Source organism: Aeromonas sp. FDAARGOS 1411 (assembly GCF_019047125.1).
Lineage (GTDB): Bacteria > Pseudomonadota > Gammaproteobacteria > Enterobacterales > Aeromonadaceae > Aeromonas > Aeromonas veronii.
In genome coordinates, this window is the sequence record NZ_CP077214.1 from 4421255 (window position 1) to 4439356 (window position 18102).

The window sequence follows — 18102 nt, forward strand, 5'->3', positions numbered from 1 at the left end:
TTTTTATCCCGTGTTCTGGTGAAACTGGGGCAGAGTCTACCCGTCCTGCCCGCTCGGGAAAAGGTTGAGATACCAATGAAGCCCTTTGCGTATCTCAATAATCGAGACTTATATCCCCTTTCGCGGTGCAGGAGCAGGCCAGAGCAACGCCGCTCTCCAGATCCTGAGCACTCAGGGTCATCACGCTCTGGCGCTCGATGTCACCTGTGGTGGTGCAACGACAGCTGCCACATACCCCGGCGCGACAAGCCGCCATCATGGTTTCGCCCGCCGCTTCCAGCGCCGCCAGCAGGGTCTGACCCGGCAGGATCTTCACCTTTTTGCCGCTCTTTTTCAGGGTCAGCCAGAAGTGGTCGCTGGTGGTTGTGGCAGGCTCTGCTGGAGGAAGGCCAAAGGACTCCTGATGCAGCTGCTCCGGCGGCAGTCCCAGCTCAGCCAGCATGCTGCTGACCGCCGCCATATAGGGTGCCGGGCCGCAGAGATAGACATGGCGTTCGCGCAGATCCGGGGCCAGCTCGGCCAGCATGGCGGGGGTGAGTCGGCCCACCCAGGGATGAGCCGTTGGCGCCTCTTCCAGTATCAGGGCATGGCGTACACCGGGATGAGCTTCGGCCAATGCAGCCAAGTCATCTGCGAAGATCACATCTGCTGGCGAGCGGGCGCTATGGATAAAGCGGATGTCTGCGTCCGGCCGTTTGGCCAGTTCGTCCCGCAGCATGGCCCACATGGGGGTGATGCCGGAACCGGCGCTTAGCAGCAGTGGCCGTTCGCAAGGCAGGGCGGTCAGGTTGAAATCGCCGAACGGACCATCCACCCGGATCTTGTCTCCCACCTGCAAGGTCTGATGCAGATGGTGGGAGACCCGTCCCACATCCTTGATAGTCACTTGCCAGCAGGCATCCTGTGGGCTGGAGGAGAGGGTATAGGCGCGGCACTCCGGCTGGCCGTCAATCTCGGTATGCAGGGTGATGCACTGGCCAGCCAGTACGGGAGGGAGGCTGCCGGAAAGCGGCGCCAGCTGCCAGCTCACGACGTCGTGGGTGTTCTGTTGGCGGCCAATGCAGGTGAGCGTGAGAGAGGTCATCACAAGGCTCCTTAGGTTTTAAACGGTTCGAAAAACGTCTGGTGAAAAAGCCGGATCCAGAAAAAAGGCGAGCCGGGCGGCTCGCCAAACGCTTACAACATGAGGTGCCGATCAGGCCGCCAGGATCTCGGCCAAGTCAGCCTCGGCCGTGGTGGTCCCTTTCAGGCCAAATTGCTCCTCCAGCACCTTGAGCAGCGCCGGGGTGAGGAAGGCGGGGGCGGTCGGCCCGGTACGAATGTCCTTCACCCCGAGGGAGAGCAGGGTGAGCAGAATGACGATGGCTTTTTGCTCGAACCAGGAGAGCACCAGCGTCAGCGGCAGATCGTTGACCCCGCACTCGAAAGCCTCGGAGAGTGCCAGCGCCAACTGGATGGCGGAATAGGCATCGTTGCACTGACCCACGTCCAGCAGGCGCGGAATGCCGCCGATGTCGCCAAAATCGAGCTTGTTGAACTTGTACTTGCCGCAGCCCAGCGTTAGCAGCAGGCTGTCGCGCGGCGCCGCCTTGGCAAACTCGGTGAAGTAGGCGCGCTCGGCCTTGTCACCGTCACAGCCCCCCACCAGGAAGAAGTGGCTGATCTCTCCGGCTTTGACCTTCTCAATCACCGCGGGGGCGGCCTGCATCAGGGCGTTGCGGGCAAAGCCGATGGTGATGAAGTGCTCGAGCTCGGTGTGCTTGAAGCCTTCCAGCGCTTGGGCCTTGGCGATCACGGTGGAGAAATCATCCCCCTCCAGATGAGTGACGCCCGGCCAGCCGACGATGGAGCGGGTGAAGATGCGATCCGAGTAGTTGCCCACATTCGGGTCGATGATGCAGTTGGAGGTCATCACCACGGCGCCCGGGAAGTTGGCAAACTCCTTCTGCTGGTTTTGCCAAGCGGAGCCGTAGTTGCCCACCAGATGGGGGTACTGTTTGAAGAAGGGATAGGCTAGTGCGGGCAGCATCTCGCCGTGGGTGTAGACATGAATGCCGGTCCCCTTGGTCTGCTCCAGAATGAGTTTGAGATCCATCATGTCGTGGCCGGAGACCAGAATGCACTTGCCGGAGATGGGTGTTACGCGTACCTGGGTGGGTTCCGGATGGCCGAAGGCGCTGGTTTCACCGAGATCCAGCATCTCCATGATTTTGAAGTTGAGCTGACCGATCTCCATGGCACAGCTGAACAGCCGACCCATTTCGCTCGGGTCTGTGCTGAGCCAGCTCATGATGCGGTGGAATTCGGCGGCCACCTCATCACTCTGCTGATCCAGCACCCGGGCGTGCTCCATGTAGGCGGCGGCGCCCTTGAGGCCGTAGAGGCAGAGCAGACGCAGCCCCATGATGTCTTCGTTCACTTCGTTCTTGCCCCGATTGGGGGCGGCTGGCGCGGCATGGGCAAGTTGTTCCAGCAGCTCGGCACCGGGTTCGAAGTAAGCGGAGTGTGGCAAGTCGTTGACCTGCACCGCCATGGCGGTCAGACGATCGGCCAACTGCTGGCGATAGGCGATGGCCTGATTGACGTACGCCACGATACGGGCGGAATCGAAGTTGACGTTGGTGAGGGTAGCGAAGAAGGCCTTGGGTACGAAGGCATCGATCTCGCGATCTATGATGCCCTGCTCGCGGGCGGCCAGAGCCCAGGCGCTGAGCCCCTGCAGGGTGTAGATCAGCACATCCTGCAGATCCGAGGTTTCAGCCGTCTTGCCGCACATACCTTGTGCGTAGGCACAGCCGTTGCCAGCCGGGGTACGAATTGTCTGTTCACATTGCACACAAAACATCATGCCTCTCCTAATTGGACATTTCAGTTGTCTGTTTTGTAGCGATTCTATTCCTCTCGCGAAAAACTTAATAGGCATTCAATTTGCCAATTAAGTTTCCCTTGATGCAGATCAAAAACAAAAAAAGCCGCCCAAACAGGGCGGCAAGCGGGTGGATAAAAGGAGAGACAACTCAGGTTTGCAACAGAACATAACAATCAGACGGATTGGGCCGTGGTCTGGTCAGGAGCTTTCGGCCCGGTACTTACTCAAGCAATCATACGTACGCTGCAGTCAGCTTGGTTCACTATCAGGCCAGATAAGCGCGCAGCATCCAGACCAGTTTTTCTTGTTGCTGCACATAGTCGGAGAGAATGGAGGCAGTGCCCTCATCACCGGCTTCGGCGGCCTGACCCAGAATACGGCGCTGGGCGACCAACAGTTCGCGGAAGCTATCCAGCAAGGATTCGACACAGGCGCGGCCATCGTGCAGCCCTTTTTGCTCCGGGATGGCAGAGACTTTCAGGTAGTCACTGAAGCTGTGCATTGGCACGCCATCCAGGGTCAGGATCCGCTCGGCCAGTGCATCGACTTTCAGCACCAGGTCGTTGTAAATCTCTTCAAATTTCAGGTGCAGTTCGAAGAACTGGTTGCCACGGATATTCCAGTGGAAGCCGCGCACGTTCATGTAGAGGATCTGGTAGCTGGCCAGCAATTTGTTCAACTCGGCTGCCAGGGCTTGTGATTGAGCAGTATCAAGACCAATCGGGCTTTTCATCATTCACCTCCAGATTTGGAAATCGGTTTTAAATTCTCTTTCGGAACGCAGTCAGAATAACGCCTTGCAAAATGCAGGGACAATTGCTTGTGCCTAACTGTTTGATAGCTAACGGCTATCAAACAGTACGCAGCAACGGGGGCAATGGATGAGGATTAGGGGAAGTATTTTTCCAGAAGCGCCATCAGGATGGCCTGACACTCGCGGTCCGGTTTGCTATCGACCTTGCTGGCGCGAAAGTGGAGCTGAAAGGCGCCCAAGACGGCGCGGCTCTGCTCATCCCACTGGCCGCTCCGGGGCAGGCCATAGCCATAGCGGGCCAACTGCTGCTGCCACATGGCCGCATCCCAGTCGGGCAAGGGGCTGGCCAGCAACTCGGCCACCCGACCTTCATCGGGCCAGGCGCCGACCCCATACGTCAGATAGAGCTGGCGCCAGGGGAAGTGGGGGCCGGGATCCTGCTTGCGCTCGGGGGCGACATCGCTGTGGCCCAGCACCTGGGTCGGTGGAATCTGGTAGCGGGCGACCAGCTCCCGGCTGAGGGTGCCGACGGCGGCAATCTGCTGCGGGGTATAGGGTTGCCAGCGGCGGGCATCGGGGGCCAGCGGCTCATCTTCTGCTGGATAGCCGAGGTTGACGATCTCGATGCCAAGGGAGCTGGCATTGAGCCCGGCATATTGGTGCCAGCGGCTGCGTCCCGCATGCCAGGCGCGCGCGTTGTCCGGCACCAGCTGATAGACGGTGAGCGGTGTTTCGTGGCTGTCGCGGGGGATCAGGTAGTGGGCGCTCACCTTGTGCTCCGGCTCGGTCAAGAGGCGCAGGGAATTGGCATCATCTTCGTCGGTGTAGTGGAGGATCAGAAAGGCTATCCGCTCGTTCTGGTTGGCGCTCTGATAGCGGGTAGATAGCTGGTACTCGGACGGTGTGCAGGCGCTCAGCAGCAGAACCAGTGGTAGAAAGAAGAGGGGAAGAAGACAGCGCCAGCACCATCCCCCTGCCACAGTCAGTCTGCTGAGCGTGGGAGGAGTGAGTTGCTGGCACATGTCGAAGGCCCGGTCTGGTCAGTCGCGCGGCTGGTTAGCCGCGGTATTTGGCAGTGAGGCCGATCAGGAAGTTGCGCAGGATCTGATCCCCGCAATCCTGATAGTGCTTGTGATCCTTGGAGCGGAACAGGGCACTGAGCTCGGACTTGGAGAGGTTGAAGTCGGCGAGCTTGAGGGTGCCGAGCATATCCTCTTCCTTGAAGTTGAGACCGATGCGCAGCTTGCGCAGGATCATGTTGTTGTTGATCCGGTTCGGGATCACCTGGGCCGGTGCATCTTCCCGCACGCCGCGGCGGGCGATGATGAAACCGTCGAGGAACTGGCTCAGGGCCGAGTCGGGACAGGCGACATAGCCTGCCTCTTGCTCTTCACCTTCCGCCGCCTCTTTCATCAACCAGCTGTGCAGCTGGGCGTGAGTGACCGTCAGGTTGCCCTTGGCAAACATCTCGACCATCTGGTCGTTGCTGATGGTGAGGGCGTAGCGCAGACGGCGCAGAATATCGTTGTTGGTCATGCTGACTCCTGTGTAAACGGCGCAACTTTACCATCTGGCGGCCCTCGCGTCAGAAAAAGCGGGGGCCGATACAGTTCGGGTCAAGCTCATCAAGCCTTGCCGAGATAGCGGGGCGCCTCCTGGCGCACCAGTTCCAGCGCATCTTGCAGCTCCAGCAGCTCTGGTTCCAGCTCGCTCACCGGCACGCCGTCACGCAGCTGTTGCTCCAGCTGGGAGAGCAGCCGTTGCAATCCCGGCACCCCGGAATAGGCACAGCCACCGTTGAGGCGATGGAGCTGGGCCAGCACCTCGCTATCTTCAATTTCGCCAGCCAGCGCGCTATCCAGCACTGGTTCCACTTCGTCGAAACTGGCCAGCAGCATGGTCAGCATCTCTCTGGCGAGATGCTCTTTCCCCGCAGCTTGCCGCACCGCCAGTGCCCAGTCGATCTGTTGGGCACCATTATTCTGGTGGCGGCGATGGGCAAAGTCAGTGATGAGCTGGGCCAGCATGCTCTCGTCGATGGGCTTGGCCAGATAGTCGTCCATCCCCTGCCGGATCAGCCGCTCCCGTTCTCCGGGGATGGCGTGGGCAGTCACCGCCACGATCGGGGTGGTGGTGTTGAGGGATTGGTTGCGGATCGCCTGGGTGGCACTGATGCCATCCATGATCGGCATCTGGATATCCATGAAGATGATGTCGAACGGCTGGCTCTGGGCCTGCTTGACCGCCTCCTTGCCGTTTTTGCACACAACTACCTGACTCACCATCTCCTTGAGCATGGCGGCGATCAGCTTGAGGTTGGCGGCGTTGTCATCCACCGCCAGCACCTTGATTGGCTGCAACTGGCGCGGCGCAGGCTGAGCAGGCAGCTTCTGGCGGCTCGATTCCGGCGAGAGCAGGGCGTGCAGCAGCTTGCGATGGTTGACCGGTTTGGAGAGACAGTGTTGGGCGCCATGGGCCAGCATCGCTTCATAGAGCGCCGGCTCGTGGCTGCTGAGCAGCACTATGGTGTTCTGCTGCTGGCCGTTCAGTCTGTCGAGACGGCCGATCACCTGCTGCGGCGTATGCAGGGTGCTGCTGCCGATGATCACCATCTCCTGCTCGCTCATCTCGGGCCAGGGATCATCGCTGGTCAGTGGGTGCACGTCGAGGTGCCACTCCGCCAGCAGGGCGAGCAGAGAGGCTTGCGCGAAGGGATCCGGCTCCAGCAGCCAGAGCCGCTTGCCACGGATCCGATCCAGCGGCAGTTGATCGGTCTGGGGCAGGGGGGAGACCTCCACATCCAGACTGAACGAGAAGATGGAGCCCTTGCCAAGCTCCGATTCAAAGCGGATCTGGCCGCCCATCTGCTGCACCAGCTTCTGGGTAATGACGAGGCCCAAACCCGTGCCGCCATAACGGCGGGAGATGGAGGAGTCGGCCTGATTGAAGGCCTGGAACAGCTGATGTTGCTGCTCCTGGGAGATGCCGATGCCGGTATCGCGGATCTGGACGTTGAGCCTCACCTTGTGGTTGCCACTGCCGGTCTGCTCGATATGGACATCGACGTTGCCCTGTTCGGTGAACTTGATGGCGTTGCCGGTGAGGTTGGTCAGCACCTGTTGCAGACGCATGGGGTCGCCGGTGAGGTAGTCCGGCACATCGGCATCCACCCGCAGGGAGAGCTCCAGCTGCTTGTCGTGGGCGCTGGGGCCGAGCAGGTGCATGGTCTCGTTGAGGGTGTCGCGCAGGCTGAACGGGATATGCTCCAGCTGCAGCTTGCCCGCTTCCAGCTTCGAGAAGTCGAGGATGTCGTTGATGATGCCAAGCAGGTTGCGCGCCGATTTCTCGATGGTCTGCATGTAGTCGGTCTGGCTCGGGGTCAGGCTGGTTTTCAGCAACTGGCGGGTAAAACCGATGACCCCGTTGAGCGGGGTACGCAGCTCGTGGGACATGTTGGCCAGAAACTCCGACTTGACCCGCGCGGCCTCTTGCGCCCGTTTCTTGGCCATGTCGAGCTCGACGTTCTGGATCTCGATCTGCTCCAGGGTTTCGCGCAAGTCAGAGGTGGCCTGATCGATATTCTGCTGCATCTCTTCGTGATATTCGGAGAGCGCCTTGGCCATGGCGTTGATGCCGTTTTTCAGCATATCCAGCTCGCCGGTGAGCTGGCCGCTGACCCGGGTATCGAGCCGCCCCTCCCTGATCTTGTGCACCGCCTGCACCATGTTGGTGATGGGTTGGGTCACGCTCTTGACCAGACGGAAGCCAAACAGGGTACTGAAGGCGACTCCGATGAGCACCATGATCACCGCAAAGAAGGTGTCGCGGTACTGCAGCAGCATGGCCCTGTCGGTCGCCATCTGCATCGAGATGTAGCCGATCATCGGCGGCTCTACATCGCTGGGCAGCGGGAAGCCATCCAGACTGGTTTCGGCCTGGATCGGAGTGCGCAAAATGATGTCGTCTCCCTGAAATGTCACGCTGGTCAAATCCGGAATGGGCTCACCATCGGGCAGCCTGAGCCGGGTGAAGTCCCTGTGGTAGTTCGAGGTAACGAATAGCTGGTTGTCCTGGGTGAAGACAGCGATGGACTTGATGAAGGGGGAGTTCTTGCGATGGGTCAGGCCAATCAGCCGCTTGAGGGATTCGCGACTGTGCTGGGTCATCCCGTATTCACTGGCGATTGCCAGCGGTTCGATGATGTTGATCCCCTGATCAATGAGGTTGTTTTCCAGCTGCTGGTAGCGGTGGAAGGTGAAGTAACCGGCCATCAGGCCACCGATGATCAGGGTTGGCAGGATGGTGAAGGCGAGAACGCGTGCTCTCAGGCCATATTTGGTCATACGAACAGGCCACCAGTGAACAGGGTTGGCGATAGGGTTGATGGCAATACACGGGCTCTGTGGCCGTATTTGGTCATACTATTATTCTTGTGGGACAATACCCGGCAGCAGATTCCACAATCATGACATAGCCACCTATAGGCACCAAGTTTTATGGCCCAGTTTTTCAAGCCCCAAAAGAAGTCCACCCAGCTCCAACGCATTGAATTTACGATAGACACCCTCGATCACCACTGCGTCGGTATCGGTCGCCATCAGGGCAAGGCGATCTTCGTCGAAGGGGCGCTGCCCGGCGAGACCGTCAAGGCACGCATCACCGAAGAAAAAAAGCAGTATGGTCACGCCGCCTTGCAACAGGTTGTGACCCCGGCGGCCAATCGTATCGCCCCCTTCTGCAGCCACTATCGCGAGTGCGGCGGTTGCAGTGCCCAGCACATGTCGGTTGCCGATCAGCAAGCCGCCAAGGCGGCCGGACTGGTCAGCCTGTTCGAGCGGTTGGGCAACATCAAGGCGCCTGCGCTGGAGCCGGTACTGACCGGTGAAGATCGTGCCTATCGCCGGGTCTGTCGTCTGGCCATCAAATTTGACAAGAACGGTCGCTGCACCCGGGTCGGTTTCCGCCGTCGCAACAGCAACGATCTGGTGGAAATCGAAGGGTGCCCTGTGCTGGCCGAGCCGCTCTCTGCGCTGATTGCCCCGCTGCGTGAGTGCCTCAATCGCCTCAAGAGCCAGCGCGAGCTGGGCCATGCGGAGCTTATCCAGGCCGAGCAGGGGATCATGATGCTGCTGCGTCACACCGGCCGCCCCAATGAGGCGGATCGCGCCCTGCTGGTGGAGTTTGCAAAAGCACAGGGGATCGACCTCTATCTGCAGGCGGCCGATGATCGCATCGAAGCGCTGCAGCAACAATTTTCCCCATCCTACTCGCTGGATGGCCTGTCTCTTGCATTTGCACCCGGTGATTTCATTCAGGTCAACGGCCCCATCAACCAGAGCATGGTTGAGCAGGCGCTGACATGGCTCGGGGCGAGCAAGGATGACAAGGTGCTCGATCTCTTCTGCGGCATCGGCAACTTCACCCTGCCGCTGGCCCGTCAGGCTCGCGAAGTGGTGGGTGTCGAAGGTGAACTGGCCATGGTGCAGCGGGCCGAAGAGAACGCCCGTCGCAACGGCATCACCAATGCCCGTTTCTACAAGGCCGACCTGAGCGATGACATCGTCGGCATGTCCTGGGCGCGGGAAGGGTTCGATCTGGTGCTGCTGGATCCGGCTCGCCCCGGCGCGCTGGAAGTGATGGGACACGTCGTGAAACTTTCACCCAAGCGGGTGGTCTACGTCTCCTGTAACCCGGTCACCCTGGCGCGGGACAGTCAGGTGCTGGTGAAAGGGGGTTACCGTCTGGTGCGCCTCGGCATGCTCGACATGTTCCCTCACACTGGTCATCTGGAGTCCATGGCGCTGTTTGAACGGGAGTAAATGACTCATCAGTACGGCGATGCGGATATGTAATCTGGCATGTCTGCGGCTGTTTGAGCTGATGTGATTGGGGTAATCTAGACCCTCGTTGTTCGGCAGGGCCTGTTGGTGCGCTCTATTGTCTTTCTGGACAATATGCCTTGAAAAGTGCGCTGGATATCCCCATTTGAGGCAATCTCATGAGGGGGGAAAGTGACAGCTTTCGGCCCGATAATTTAAAGGATTGATACCATGGTTGCGGTTCGCGATATTCATTTGAAAGACAACTTCACCCTGGAAGAGTGGGTCAGCTCGCTCTCCTTGAGTGACAGTGAAAAGGATCAGCTGCGAACCGTCTATCAGTATTGTCTGACGCTCGGTGACGAGGCGCTGACCAGCAAGCTGCTGGTGCGCGGCATCGAAATGGTGGGCATCCTGCAGATGCTCAGCATGGATATCGGCACTCTCAAAGCGGCCATCATCTACCCCTTCGTCGAAGCCGGTCTCATCAGCCAGGAGCGGATGGACGAGGACTTTGGCTCCAAGATCGCCAAGCTGGTGGAAGGGGTGCTGGAGATGGAAGCCATCCGCTCCCTGCAAACCCTCCATCGCAGCGAAACCTCGCCGGAGCAGGTCGACAACGTGCGTCGCATGTTGCTTGCCATGGTCGAGGATGTGCGCGCCGTGGTGATCAAGCTGGCAGAGCGGATCGCCTGCCTGCGGGAAGCGAAGACGGCAGATGAAGAGACCCGGGTGCTGATGGCCCAGGAGATCACCAACATCTATGCGCCGCTCGCCAACCGTCTGGGCATCGGCCAGCTCAAGTGGGAGCTGGAAGATCTCGCCTTCCGTTACCTGCACCCGGATACCTACAAACAGATCGCCAAGCAGCTCGACGAGAAGCGGCTCGATCGCGAGCGCTACATCCGCGAGTTTGTGCAATCCCTGCGTAATGGGTTGAAAGAGGCGGGAGTTGACGCCGAGGTGTACGGTCGGCCGAAACACATCTACAGCATCTGGCGCAAGATGCAGAAGAAGCACCTCGAATTCAACGAGTTATTCGACGTGCGCGCGGTGCGGGTAGTGACCAAGCGGTTGCAGGATTGCTATGCGGCGCTCGGTATCGTCCATACCCAGTTCCACCACATTCCCCGCGAGTTTGACGACTATGTCGCCAACCCCAAACCCAACGGCTACCAGTCAATTCACACCGTAGTGGTGGGGCCTGAAGGCAAGACGGTGGAGATCCAGATCCGTACCGACCAGATGCATCAGGACGCCGAGCTCGGCGTCGCGGCGCACTGGCGCTACAAGGAAGGGGCGCAAGCTGGCGGCAAGGCCAACACCTTCGAAGACAAGATCGAGTGGCTGCGCAAGCTGCTCGCCTGGCAGGAAGATCTCTCCGAGAGCGGCTCCCTGCTGGAAGATCTGCGCAGTCAGGTGTTCGAGGACCGGGTCTACGTCTTCACCCCGAAAGGGGATGTCATCGACCTGCCGGCAGGCGCCACCCCGCTCGATTTTGCCTATCACGTCCACAGCATGATCGGCCACCGCTGCATCGGCGCCAAGATTGATGGCCGCATCGTGCCGTTCACCTACGCGCTGCAGACCGGCGATCAGGTGGAGGTGATCACCCAGAAAGAGCCCAACCCGAGCCGCGACTGGATGAACCCCAACGCCGGCTTCCTGCGCTCCAGCCGGGCGCGGGCCAAGGTGGCGACCTGGTTCAGAAAACTGGATCGGGACAAGAATATCGTGGCCGGTCGCGAGCTGTTTGAGAAGGAGCTGGATCGCCACAACCTCAGCATGTCCAAGATCGACAAGGGCAACATGCTGCGCCGCTTCAATCTGGAGAGCACCGACGATCTGCTGGCCGGTATCGGCAGCGGCGATATCCGCATCAACCAGGTGCTCAACTATCTCGACACCTGTTACAACAAGCCGACGGCGGAAGAGGAAGATCGCCGCCTGCTGGAGAAGCTGGAGCAGAAGGCCAATGCGCCGATGCGCCACAAGCCCAAGGATCACATAGTGGTGGAAGGGGTCGGCAACCTGATGACCCATATTGCCCGCTGCTGCCAACCCATTCCGGGGGACTCCATTCAGGGCTTCATCACCATGGGGCGTGGCGTTTCGATCCACCGGGAAGATTGCGAGCAGTTGAAAGAGTTGTCACGGCGCAACCCTGAGCGGCTGATCGATGCGGTGTGGGGGGAGAACTACTCCGGCGGCTACGGCCTCACCATCCGGATCATCTCCAACGATCGCTCCGGCCTGCTGCGCGATATCACCACAGTGCTGGCCAACGAGAAGATCAATGTGATGGGGGTGCGCTCACGTTCCAACGTGCGCGAGCAGACCGCCGAGATCGATATGGAGCTGGAGATTTACAACATCAACGCCTTCAACCGGGCGTTGGCCAAGCTCAGTCAGCTTAACGACGTGATCAGCGCCAAGCGGCTTTGATATCGAACCGACCGGCCCCAGTGGCCGGTCTGCATTTCCGACCCTTTTTGAACGAATTGAAAGCGAATATCCCATGTCCCAACGTTATGACCTCTCCCAACTGCTCGACATCATGGCTCGCCTGCGCGATCCGCAAAACGGCTGCCCCTGGGATCTGAAACAGGACTTCCAGAGCATAGTGCCGCACACCCTGGAAGAGGCCTACGAAGTGGCCGATGCCATCGAGACCGAAGATTGGCAGGGGCTGAAAGGGGAGCTGGGGGATTTGCTGTTTCAGGTGGTGTTTTACGCCCAGCTGGGTAAAGAGCGGGGCTTGTTCGACTTCGCCGATATCGTCGATACGGTGAGCGAAAAGCTCATTCGCCGTCATCCCCACGTTTTTTCCGATGTAGACCTTGGCGACGAGAAAGCGGTAAAAGCGAACTGGGAGGCGGAAAAAGCCAAAGAACGAGCGGCCCTCGACAAAGAGAGCGTGCTGGACGATATCCCGCAGGCGCTGCCTGCCCTGACCCGCGCCGCCAAAATTCAGAAACGCTGTGCCACCGTCGGTTTTGACTGGAAGACGTTGGGGCCTGTGGTGGACAAGATCCACGAAGAGATCGACGAGGTGATGGAAGAGGCATTGATGGCCGATGTGGACGAGGCGCGGGTAAGCGATGAGCTTGGTGACCTGTTGTTTGCCACCGTCAATCTGGTGCGTCATCTGGGCAAGGATCCGGAGCAGGTACTGCGAGGCGCCAACGCCAAGTTCGAACGTCGTTTTCGTCAGGTTGAGCAGATAATCGCCGCAGAAGGCTTGAAAATGACCGATTGCACCCTCGAAAAGCTCGATGCCGCCTGGGATAAGGCGAAGGAAACCGAGCAAAGTTGATTTGGCGCAAGATGGGGGGGCGGTGAGCCTGATAGATTTTTGCTCATTGTTTGGGAGAGGGGTTTTTGGTATACTGTTTCCCCGTCCTGCTTCATCCCCGAAGCACCCCTTAAAATTCCCTAAACTTCTTTCAGGTTCAGCATGACGACCAAATATATTTTTGTTACTGGTGGCGTTGTTTCATCCCTCGGCAAAGGCATTGCCGCAGCTTCTCTGGCAGCCATTCTGGAAGCCCGTGGTCTGGATGTGACCATCATGAAACTGGACCCGTACATCAACGTGGATCCGGGCACCATGAGCCCGACCCAGCATGGTGAAGTGTTCGTAACCGAGGACGGGGCCGAAACCGATCTGGATTTGGGCCACTACGAGCGTTTCATCCGCACCAAGATGACCCGTCGCAACAACTTTACCACCGGCCGTATCTACGCCGACGTACTGCGTAAAGAGCGTCGTGGTGACTATCTGGGCGCCACCATTCAGGTTATCCCGCACATCACCAACGCCATCAAAGAGCGGGTGATTGCCGGTGCCGAAGGCCATCAGGTTGCCATCGTCGAAGTGGGCGGTACCGTAGGTGACATCGAGTCCCTGCCGTTCCTCGAAGCCATTCGTCAGCTGGCTGCTGAAGTGGGCCGCAACAATGCCATGTTCATGCACCTGACTCTGGTTCCTTACCTGGCCGCTGCCGGTGAAGTGAAGACCAAGCCGACCCAGCACTCTGTAAAAGAGCTGCTTTCCATCGGTATCCAGCCGGATGTGCTGATCTGCCGCTCCGACCGTGCCATTCCGGCCAACGAGCGCGCCAAGATTGCCCTGTTCTGCAACGTGCCCGAGCGCGCCGTCATCTCCATGAAAGACGTCGACTCCATCTACAAGATCCCGGCACTGCTGAAATCCCAGAATCTGGACTCCTACTTCACCGAGCGTTTCGGTCTGGAGTGCAAGGAAGCCGATCTCTCCGAGTGGGAACAGGTTATCTACGAAGAGGCCAACCCGACTGGTGAAGTGACCATCGGTATGGTCGGCAAGTACGTCTCCCTGCCGGACGCCTACAAGTCCGTCAACGAGGCGCTCAAGCACGGTGGTCTCAAGACCCGTCACTCCGTCAACATCAAGTACATCGACTCTCAGGATATCGAGACCCGTGGCTCCGAGCTGCTGGAAGGTCTGGACGCAATCCTGGTGCCGGGTGGCTTCGGTGAGCGCGGCGTGGAAGGCAAAATCCTGGCTGCCCAGTATGCCCGCGAGAACAAGATCCCCTACCTGGGTATCTGCCTCGGCATGCAGGTTGCCATGATCGAATTCGCTCGCAACGTCGCGGGCATGGAAGGGGCTCACTCCTCCGAATTCAAGAAAGATTGCGCGTACCCGGTCGTCGGCCTCATCACCGAGTGGGTTGATGAAGAGGGCAATATCGAGACCCGTACCGAGAAGTCCGATCTGGGCGGTACCATGCGTCTGGGTTCCCAGCTCTGCCACTTGGTCGAAGATTCCAAAGTGCGTCAGATGTACGGCAGCCCGACCATTTACGAGCGTCACCGTCACCGTTACGAAGTAAACAACAAGCTGCTGCCGCAGATTGAAGCGGCAGGTCTGAAAGTGACCGGTCTCTCCGCCGACAAGAAGTTGGTGGAAATCATCGAGATCCCGGATCACCCCTGGTTCGTGGCTGCGCAGTTCCACCCGGAGTTCACCTCTACTCCTCGTGATGGCCACGCTCTGTTCGCCGGTTTTGTGAAGGCGGCAGGCGAGTATCAGAAGCGTAATTTGAAGTAATTGAAAATAAATGCGGTTGGGGCACTGTGCCACAGCCGCTTTTTTTGGCATATTTTTGTTGTTTTTTTACGAAACCTGAGGAAATACACATGTCCAAGATCGTTAAAGTGATCGGTCGTGAAATCATCGACTCCCGTGGTAACCCGACCGTTGAGGCCGAAGTTCACCTGGAAGGTGGTTTTGTTGGTATGGCAGCCGCTCCGTCTGGCGCGTCCACCGGTTCCCGCGAAGCGCTGGAACTGCGTGACGGCGACAAGAGCCGTTTCCTGGGTAAAGGCGTGCTGAAAGCCATCGAAGCCGTAAACGGCCCGATCGCTCAAGCTCTGCTGGGTAAAGATGCCAAGGACCAGGCCACCGTTGACCAGATCATGATCGACCTCGACGGTACCGAGAACAAATCCAAGTTCGGCGCCAACGCCATCCTGGCTGTTTCCCTGGCTAACGCCAAAGCTGCCGCTGCTGCCAAAGGCATGCCGCTGTACGCCCACATCGCCGAGCTGAACGGCACCCCGGGTGTTTACTCCATGCCGCTGCCGATGATGAACATCATCAACGGTGGTGAGCACGCCGACAACAACGTCGACATCCAGGAGTTCATGATCCAGCCGGTTGGCGCCAAGACCCTGAAAGAAGCCGTTCGCATGGGCGCAGAAGTGTTCCACAACCTGGCCAAAGTGCTGAAGTCCAAGGGCTACAACACTGCAGTTGGTGACGAAGGTGGTTTCGCTCCGAACCTGAAATCCAACGCCGAAGCGCTGGAAGTTATCGCTGAAGCCGTTGCCGCTGCCGGTTACAAACTGGGCACCGACATCACCCTGGCTATGGACTGCGCTGCTTCCGAGTTCTACGACGCAGAGAAGAAAGAGTACAACCTGAAAGGCGAAGGTCGTGTCTTCACCTCCAACGGTTTCTCCGACTTCCTGGCTGACCTGACCACCAAGTTCCCGATCGTCTCCATCGAAGATGGCCTGGACGAATCTGACTGGGAAGGCTTCGCCTACCAGACTGCTGAACTGGGCAAGAAAATCCAGATCGTGGGTGACGACCTGTTCGTAACCAACACCAAGATCCTGAAGCGCGGTATCGACAACGGCATCGCCAACTCCATCCTGATCAAGTTCAACCAGATCGGTTCCCTGACCGAAACTCTGGCTGCCATCAAGATGGCCAAAGACGCTGGCTACACTGCCGTCATCTCCCACCGCTCCGGTGAGACCGAAGACGCGACCATCGCCGACCTGGCTGTTGGTACCGCTGCTGGCCAGATCAAGACCGGTTCCATGAGCCGTTCTGACCGTGTTGCCAAGTACAACCAGCTGATCCGTATCGAAGAAGCTCTGGGTGCCAAAGCTCCTTTCCGCGGTCTGAAAGAAGTTAAGAACCAGGCTTAATTTGCTGGTTTGCCAGCCTCGGCTGGAATGAAAAAAACCGGAACCCAAGGGTTCCGGTTTTTTTATGCCTGAGCCTTGCCACAACGCCCTGAGAGGCGAGGGCGTTGTGGCTCTGGTCTCGGGTCAGACAAAGGGGTGCATGCGCTGATAGCGCCCTGCATGCGCCTTGAAGCCCAGTTTTTCAAACAGGGCGATAGAGCGGACATTATCGGCATCGATATCTGCGGTGAGGCAGGTGACTCCCAGTGTGCTAGCGTGGGCGAACAGCAATCCCAGTGCCTCCGACATAAACCCTCTGCGCCAATAGGCCGCATTGAGCAGGCAACCTACCTCGCAGCAGCGACCCGCCTCGCTGAAACTGTGCAGGCCGCAGGTGCCGATCACCTTGTTGTCCTCCCGCTCGACAATCGCCCACTCCAGCGACTCACCGGTTTGCTCCAGCCGCACCACGCTCGCCATCAACTGCGCCACCATGGCGGGAGAGGTAAAGCAGGGATCAGAGGCAAACTCCATGGTCAGCGGATTGCCATAAATCTCGAACAGATCGGCGGCATCCTGCGGGCCAATGGTGCGCAGTACAACCCGAGTGCCGGTTAAGTCTGGCTTCATAAATCTCCTTGGCGCGGGTGTTTGCCAGCAAAGATACAGGTGGAAAATGAGACAGCGTGAAAGTTGGTCTCTAAAGGCTACTGGTACTATCACGAAATATTTGTATCGCGAGCGTCCGATTACGTTTCGCTAATCGAACCTACCGGCTGCAGGGGATCACCTTCAGCAATTGACGCTCCAGCCCCAAACATGAAGAGAACATCTCGTTTTTCGTCGTATTTTATGTATGTTTCTCTGTGCGATATCAAAACTGCTCCTTTCGCCTAACGCTTTTGTAAAAGGCGCGACGTCAGGAGCGTCCTTTTAACAAACTTGTTAGATTTTCAATCTCTGACTTAGACAATGACTCAAGATGTTGAATAAGCATTCTTTTTTGCTTTTTATCATCAGTGTCACCCTCAGGATCAAATGATAGAAGCAAGTCTGTAAATCCCAAATTTCTAATTTCTACCTGATTAGAATTTCTTGATAAACAGTCTGGAACTTCGGTCCTATATGGGTCACAGACTATTAACTTTGTGCCAGGTATCTTCAACCAATCACAAAAGACCACATTTACATGTTCATCTCCGAAACCATAGCCAATGACAACAAGTTCACGAACAGACATAATTCTAGTTTTAAATTCTTCAAATAACTCCCTAGGTGCAATCTGTTCAAATTTTTCTGAAAACTTGTGTCCACCTGAAAGCAAAGATCGCCTTAGAAATTGAAGCTCACCGGAATCATCATTAACAAAAAGCTCATTGACCCCTCGAACGCCTGACTTTTGGCACTCCGCCAAGCTAAGTCTTTCGATATTTCTAACCGCCATAACGTAAGACCCAAACTCGCTGTCTCCAACAGATTTCAGGTATTTACCTTTGTCTTCTATTGCAAAAATATCAAATGATCCGTGTAGCTTGACAAGATTAACTCCAGACTGGTTTTGATCAAAGAAATCTAAACGGTGCTGCTGAAGCTCCTCTTTCGTAACAACCCTGAAAGAACCCAATCGACTATATCCATGTTCACGATCAGCATAGAAGCCATCTTTCAAAGGAATTTTATAGAATGCGCATAGCTCCTCTATAATCAAGTCATGATTCAGTGAATAGATATCTAAACAGCCAAATTTTTTGATGATCGCTTTCAGTCCAAAATAGTGCTCAAATCTCAACTGCATTCTAGAATTGCATTTCTCTTGCAGCTCCAAGAGTAATAACTGGATGCATTCTGTGGCTTGCTTAATTAACCCATCAACAATTTTACGCTCTTTTCCAACCGAAGATAGCTTCCATTTCTCTAGCTCGCTTACCATCTGCTCATAGTGCATATCCGTATTGCCTATGATTGCCACAAATCGCTCTTTAATTTCTTCATTGTCTGAAAAATTGAATAGCTTTGTATCAACCCGCTTTAAAACATTCTCCTTAAAAGTAGCTGTAAATGGCCAGACAAGCGGCATCCCACACTCTACTGACGCTCCTGCACCTAGAAAAAATGCCAACATTCGGTACGTACTCCTTGAAAATATAACGTCCGCTTAAGTGGTGAGCAACGCGATACGGTGTTTCTGCACACCA

At 57.3% G+C, this 18102-nt stretch carries 13 protein-coding genes; 5 read left to right on the forward strand and 8 right to left on the reverse strand.

Going from position 1 to position 18102, the window contains the following annotated elements; genetic code table 11:
- Nucleotides 1-94: 94 nt before the first annotated feature.
- From I6L41_RS20225 to barA, 6 genes are all read right to left on the reverse strand, one after another.
- Complete coding sequence (locus tag I6L41_RS20225; RefSeq protein WP_110303520.1) at nucleotides 95-1084, reverse strand: hybrid-cluster NAD(P)-dependent oxidoreductase; 990 nt, start codon at nucleotides 1082-1084, stop codon at nucleotides 95-97.
- A gap of 111 nt (nucleotides 1085-1195) precedes the next feature.
- Nucleotides 1196-2845, reverse strand: a complete 1650-nt coding sequence (gene hcp, locus I6L41_RS20230) for a hydroxylamine reductase (RefSeq protein WP_216964007.1) — start codon at nucleotides 2843-2845, stop codon at nucleotides 1196-1198.
- A 289-nt stretch (nucleotides 2846-3134) separates the two neighbouring features.
- Nucleotides 3135-3602: a Dps family protein gene (locus tag I6L41_RS20235; RefSeq protein ID WP_216964009.1), complete on the reverse strand. Its 468-nt coding sequence runs from the start codon at nucleotides 3600-3602 to the stop codon at nucleotides 3135-3137.
- A 155-nt stretch (nucleotides 3603-3757) separates the two neighbouring features.
- Nucleotides 3758-4645, reverse strand: a complete 888-nt coding sequence (locus tag I6L41_RS20240) for an N-acetylmuramoyl-L-alanine amidase (protein ID WP_216960945.1) — start codon at nucleotides 4643-4645, stop codon at nucleotides 3758-3760.
- Between the two features lie 34 nt (nucleotides 4646-4679).
- Entirely contained in the window at nucleotides 4680-5159 is a 480-nt protein-coding gene (locus tag I6L41_RS20245; RefSeq protein ID WP_005335594.1) for a DUF1456 family protein, read from the reverse strand.
- A gap of 89 nt (nucleotides 5160-5248) precedes the next feature.
- On the reverse strand, nucleotides 5249-7966 hold the full coding sequence (gene barA, locus I6L41_RS20250) for a two-component sensor histidine kinase BarA (RefSeq protein WP_088868517.1): 2718 nt from the start codon (nucleotides 7964-7966) through the stop codon (nucleotides 5249-5251).
- A gap of 153 nt (nucleotides 7967-8119) precedes the next feature.
- Between barA and rlmD the strand changes: the two genes are divergently transcribed.
- The 5 genes from rlmD (at nucleotide 8120) to eno (ending at nucleotide 15928) form a co-directional block, all read left to right on the forward strand.
- Complete coding sequence (gene rlmD / locus I6L41_RS20255; protein ID WP_069528883.1) at nucleotides 8120-9442, forward strand: 23S rRNA (uracil(1939)-C(5))-methyltransferase RlmD; 1323 nt, start codon at nucleotides 8120-8122, stop codon at nucleotides 9440-9442.
- 231 nt (nucleotides 9443-9673) lie between these two features.
- A complete protein-coding gene (gene relA / locus I6L41_RS20260; RefSeq protein ID WP_005335588.1) occupies nucleotides 9674-11887 on the forward strand; it encodes a GTP diphosphokinase in 2214 nt (737 codons plus the stop codon).
- 73 nt (nucleotides 11888-11960) lie between these two features.
- Nucleotides 11961-12758, forward strand: coding sequence for a nucleoside triphosphate pyrophosphohydrolase (gene mazG, locus I6L41_RS20265; RefSeq protein WP_164536116.1), 798 nt, complete (start codon nucleotides 11961-11963; stop codon nucleotides 12756-12758).
- 141 nt (nucleotides 12759-12899) lie between these two features.
- Complete coding sequence (gene pyrG, locus I6L41_RS20270; protein WP_033113091.1) at nucleotides 12900-14537, forward strand: glutamine hydrolyzing CTP synthase; 1638 nt, start codon at nucleotides 12900-12902, stop codon at nucleotides 14535-14537.
- Nucleotides 14538-14626: 89 nt separating this feature from the next.
- Nucleotides 14627-15928 carry a phosphopyruvate hydratase gene (eno, locus tag I6L41_RS20275; RefSeq protein WP_005335583.1) on the forward strand — a complete coding sequence of 434 codons (1302 nt, stop codon included), beginning with the start codon at nucleotides 14627-14629 and terminating at the stop codon, nucleotides 15926-15928.
- A gap of 123 nt (nucleotides 15929-16051) precedes the next feature.
- Here eno and I6L41_RS20280 read toward each other — a convergent pair whose 3' ends face one another.
- A complete protein-coding gene (locus I6L41_RS20280) occupies nucleotides 16052-16537 on the reverse strand; it encodes a GNAT family N-acetyltransferase (protein WP_216960950.1) in 486 nt (161 codons plus the stop codon).
- 289 nt (nucleotides 16538-16826) lie between these two features.
- Nucleotides 16827-18029 carry an SIR2 family protein gene (locus tag I6L41_RS20285; protein ID WP_128815161.1) on the reverse strand — a complete coding sequence of 401 codons (1203 nt, stop codon included), beginning with the start codon at nucleotides 18027-18029 and terminating at the stop codon, nucleotides 16827-16829.
- Between the last annotated feature and the right edge of the window lie 73 nt (nucleotides 18030-18102).

What these genes read in the sequence shown, in the direction of transcription:
- I6L41_RS20225 (WP_110303520.1), bottom strand. Translation starts at nt 1,084, where the DNA reads ATGACCTCTCTCACGCTCACCTGCATTGGCCGCCAACAGAACACCCAC.
- hcp (WP_216964007.1), bottom strand. Translation starts at nt 2,845, where the DNA reads ATGTTTTGTGTGCAATGTGAACAGACAATTCGTACCCCGGCTGGCAAC.
- I6L41_RS20235 (WP_216964009.1), bottom strand. Translation starts at nt 3,602, where the DNA reads ATGAAAAGCCCGATTGGTCTTGATACTGCTCAATCACAAGCCCTGGCA.
- I6L41_RS20240 (WP_216960945.1), bottom strand. Translation starts at nt 4,645, where the DNA reads ATGTGCCAGCAACTCACTCCTCCCACGCTCAGCAGACTGACTGTGGCA.
- I6L41_RS20245 (WP_005335594.1), bottom strand. Translation starts at nt 5,159, where the DNA reads ATGACCAACAACGATATTCTGCGCCGTCTGCGCTACGCCCTCACCATC.
- barA (WP_088868517.1), bottom strand. Translation starts at nt 7,966, where the DNA reads ATGACCAAATATGGCCTGAGAGCACGCGTTCTCGCCTTCACCATCCTG.
- rlmD (WP_069528883.1), top strand. Translation starts at nt 8,120, where the DNA reads ATGGCCCAGTTTTTCAAGCCCCAAAAGAAGTCCACCCAGCTCCAACGC.
- relA (WP_005335588.1), top strand. Translation starts at nt 9,674, where the DNA reads ATGGTTGCGGTTCGCGATATTCATTTGAAAGACAACTTCACCCTGGAA.
- mazG (WP_164536116.1), top strand. Translation starts at nt 11,961, where the DNA reads ATGTCCCAACGTTATGACCTCTCCCAACTGCTCGACATCATGGCTCGC.
- pyrG (WP_033113091.1), top strand. Translation starts at nt 12,900, where the DNA reads ATGACGACCAAATATATTTTTGTTACTGGTGGCGTTGTTTCATCCCTC.
- eno (WP_005335583.1), top strand. Translation starts at nt 14,627, where the DNA reads ATGTCCAAGATCGTTAAAGTGATCGGTCGTGAAATCATCGACTCCCGT.
- I6L41_RS20280 (WP_216960950.1), bottom strand. Translation starts at nt 16,537, where the DNA reads ATGAAGCCAGACTTAACCGGCACTCGGGTTGTACTGCGCACCATTGGC.
- I6L41_RS20285 (WP_128815161.1), bottom strand. Translation starts at nt 18,029, where the DNA reads ATGTTGGCATTTTTTCTAGGTGCAGGAGCGTCAGTAGAGTGTGGGATG.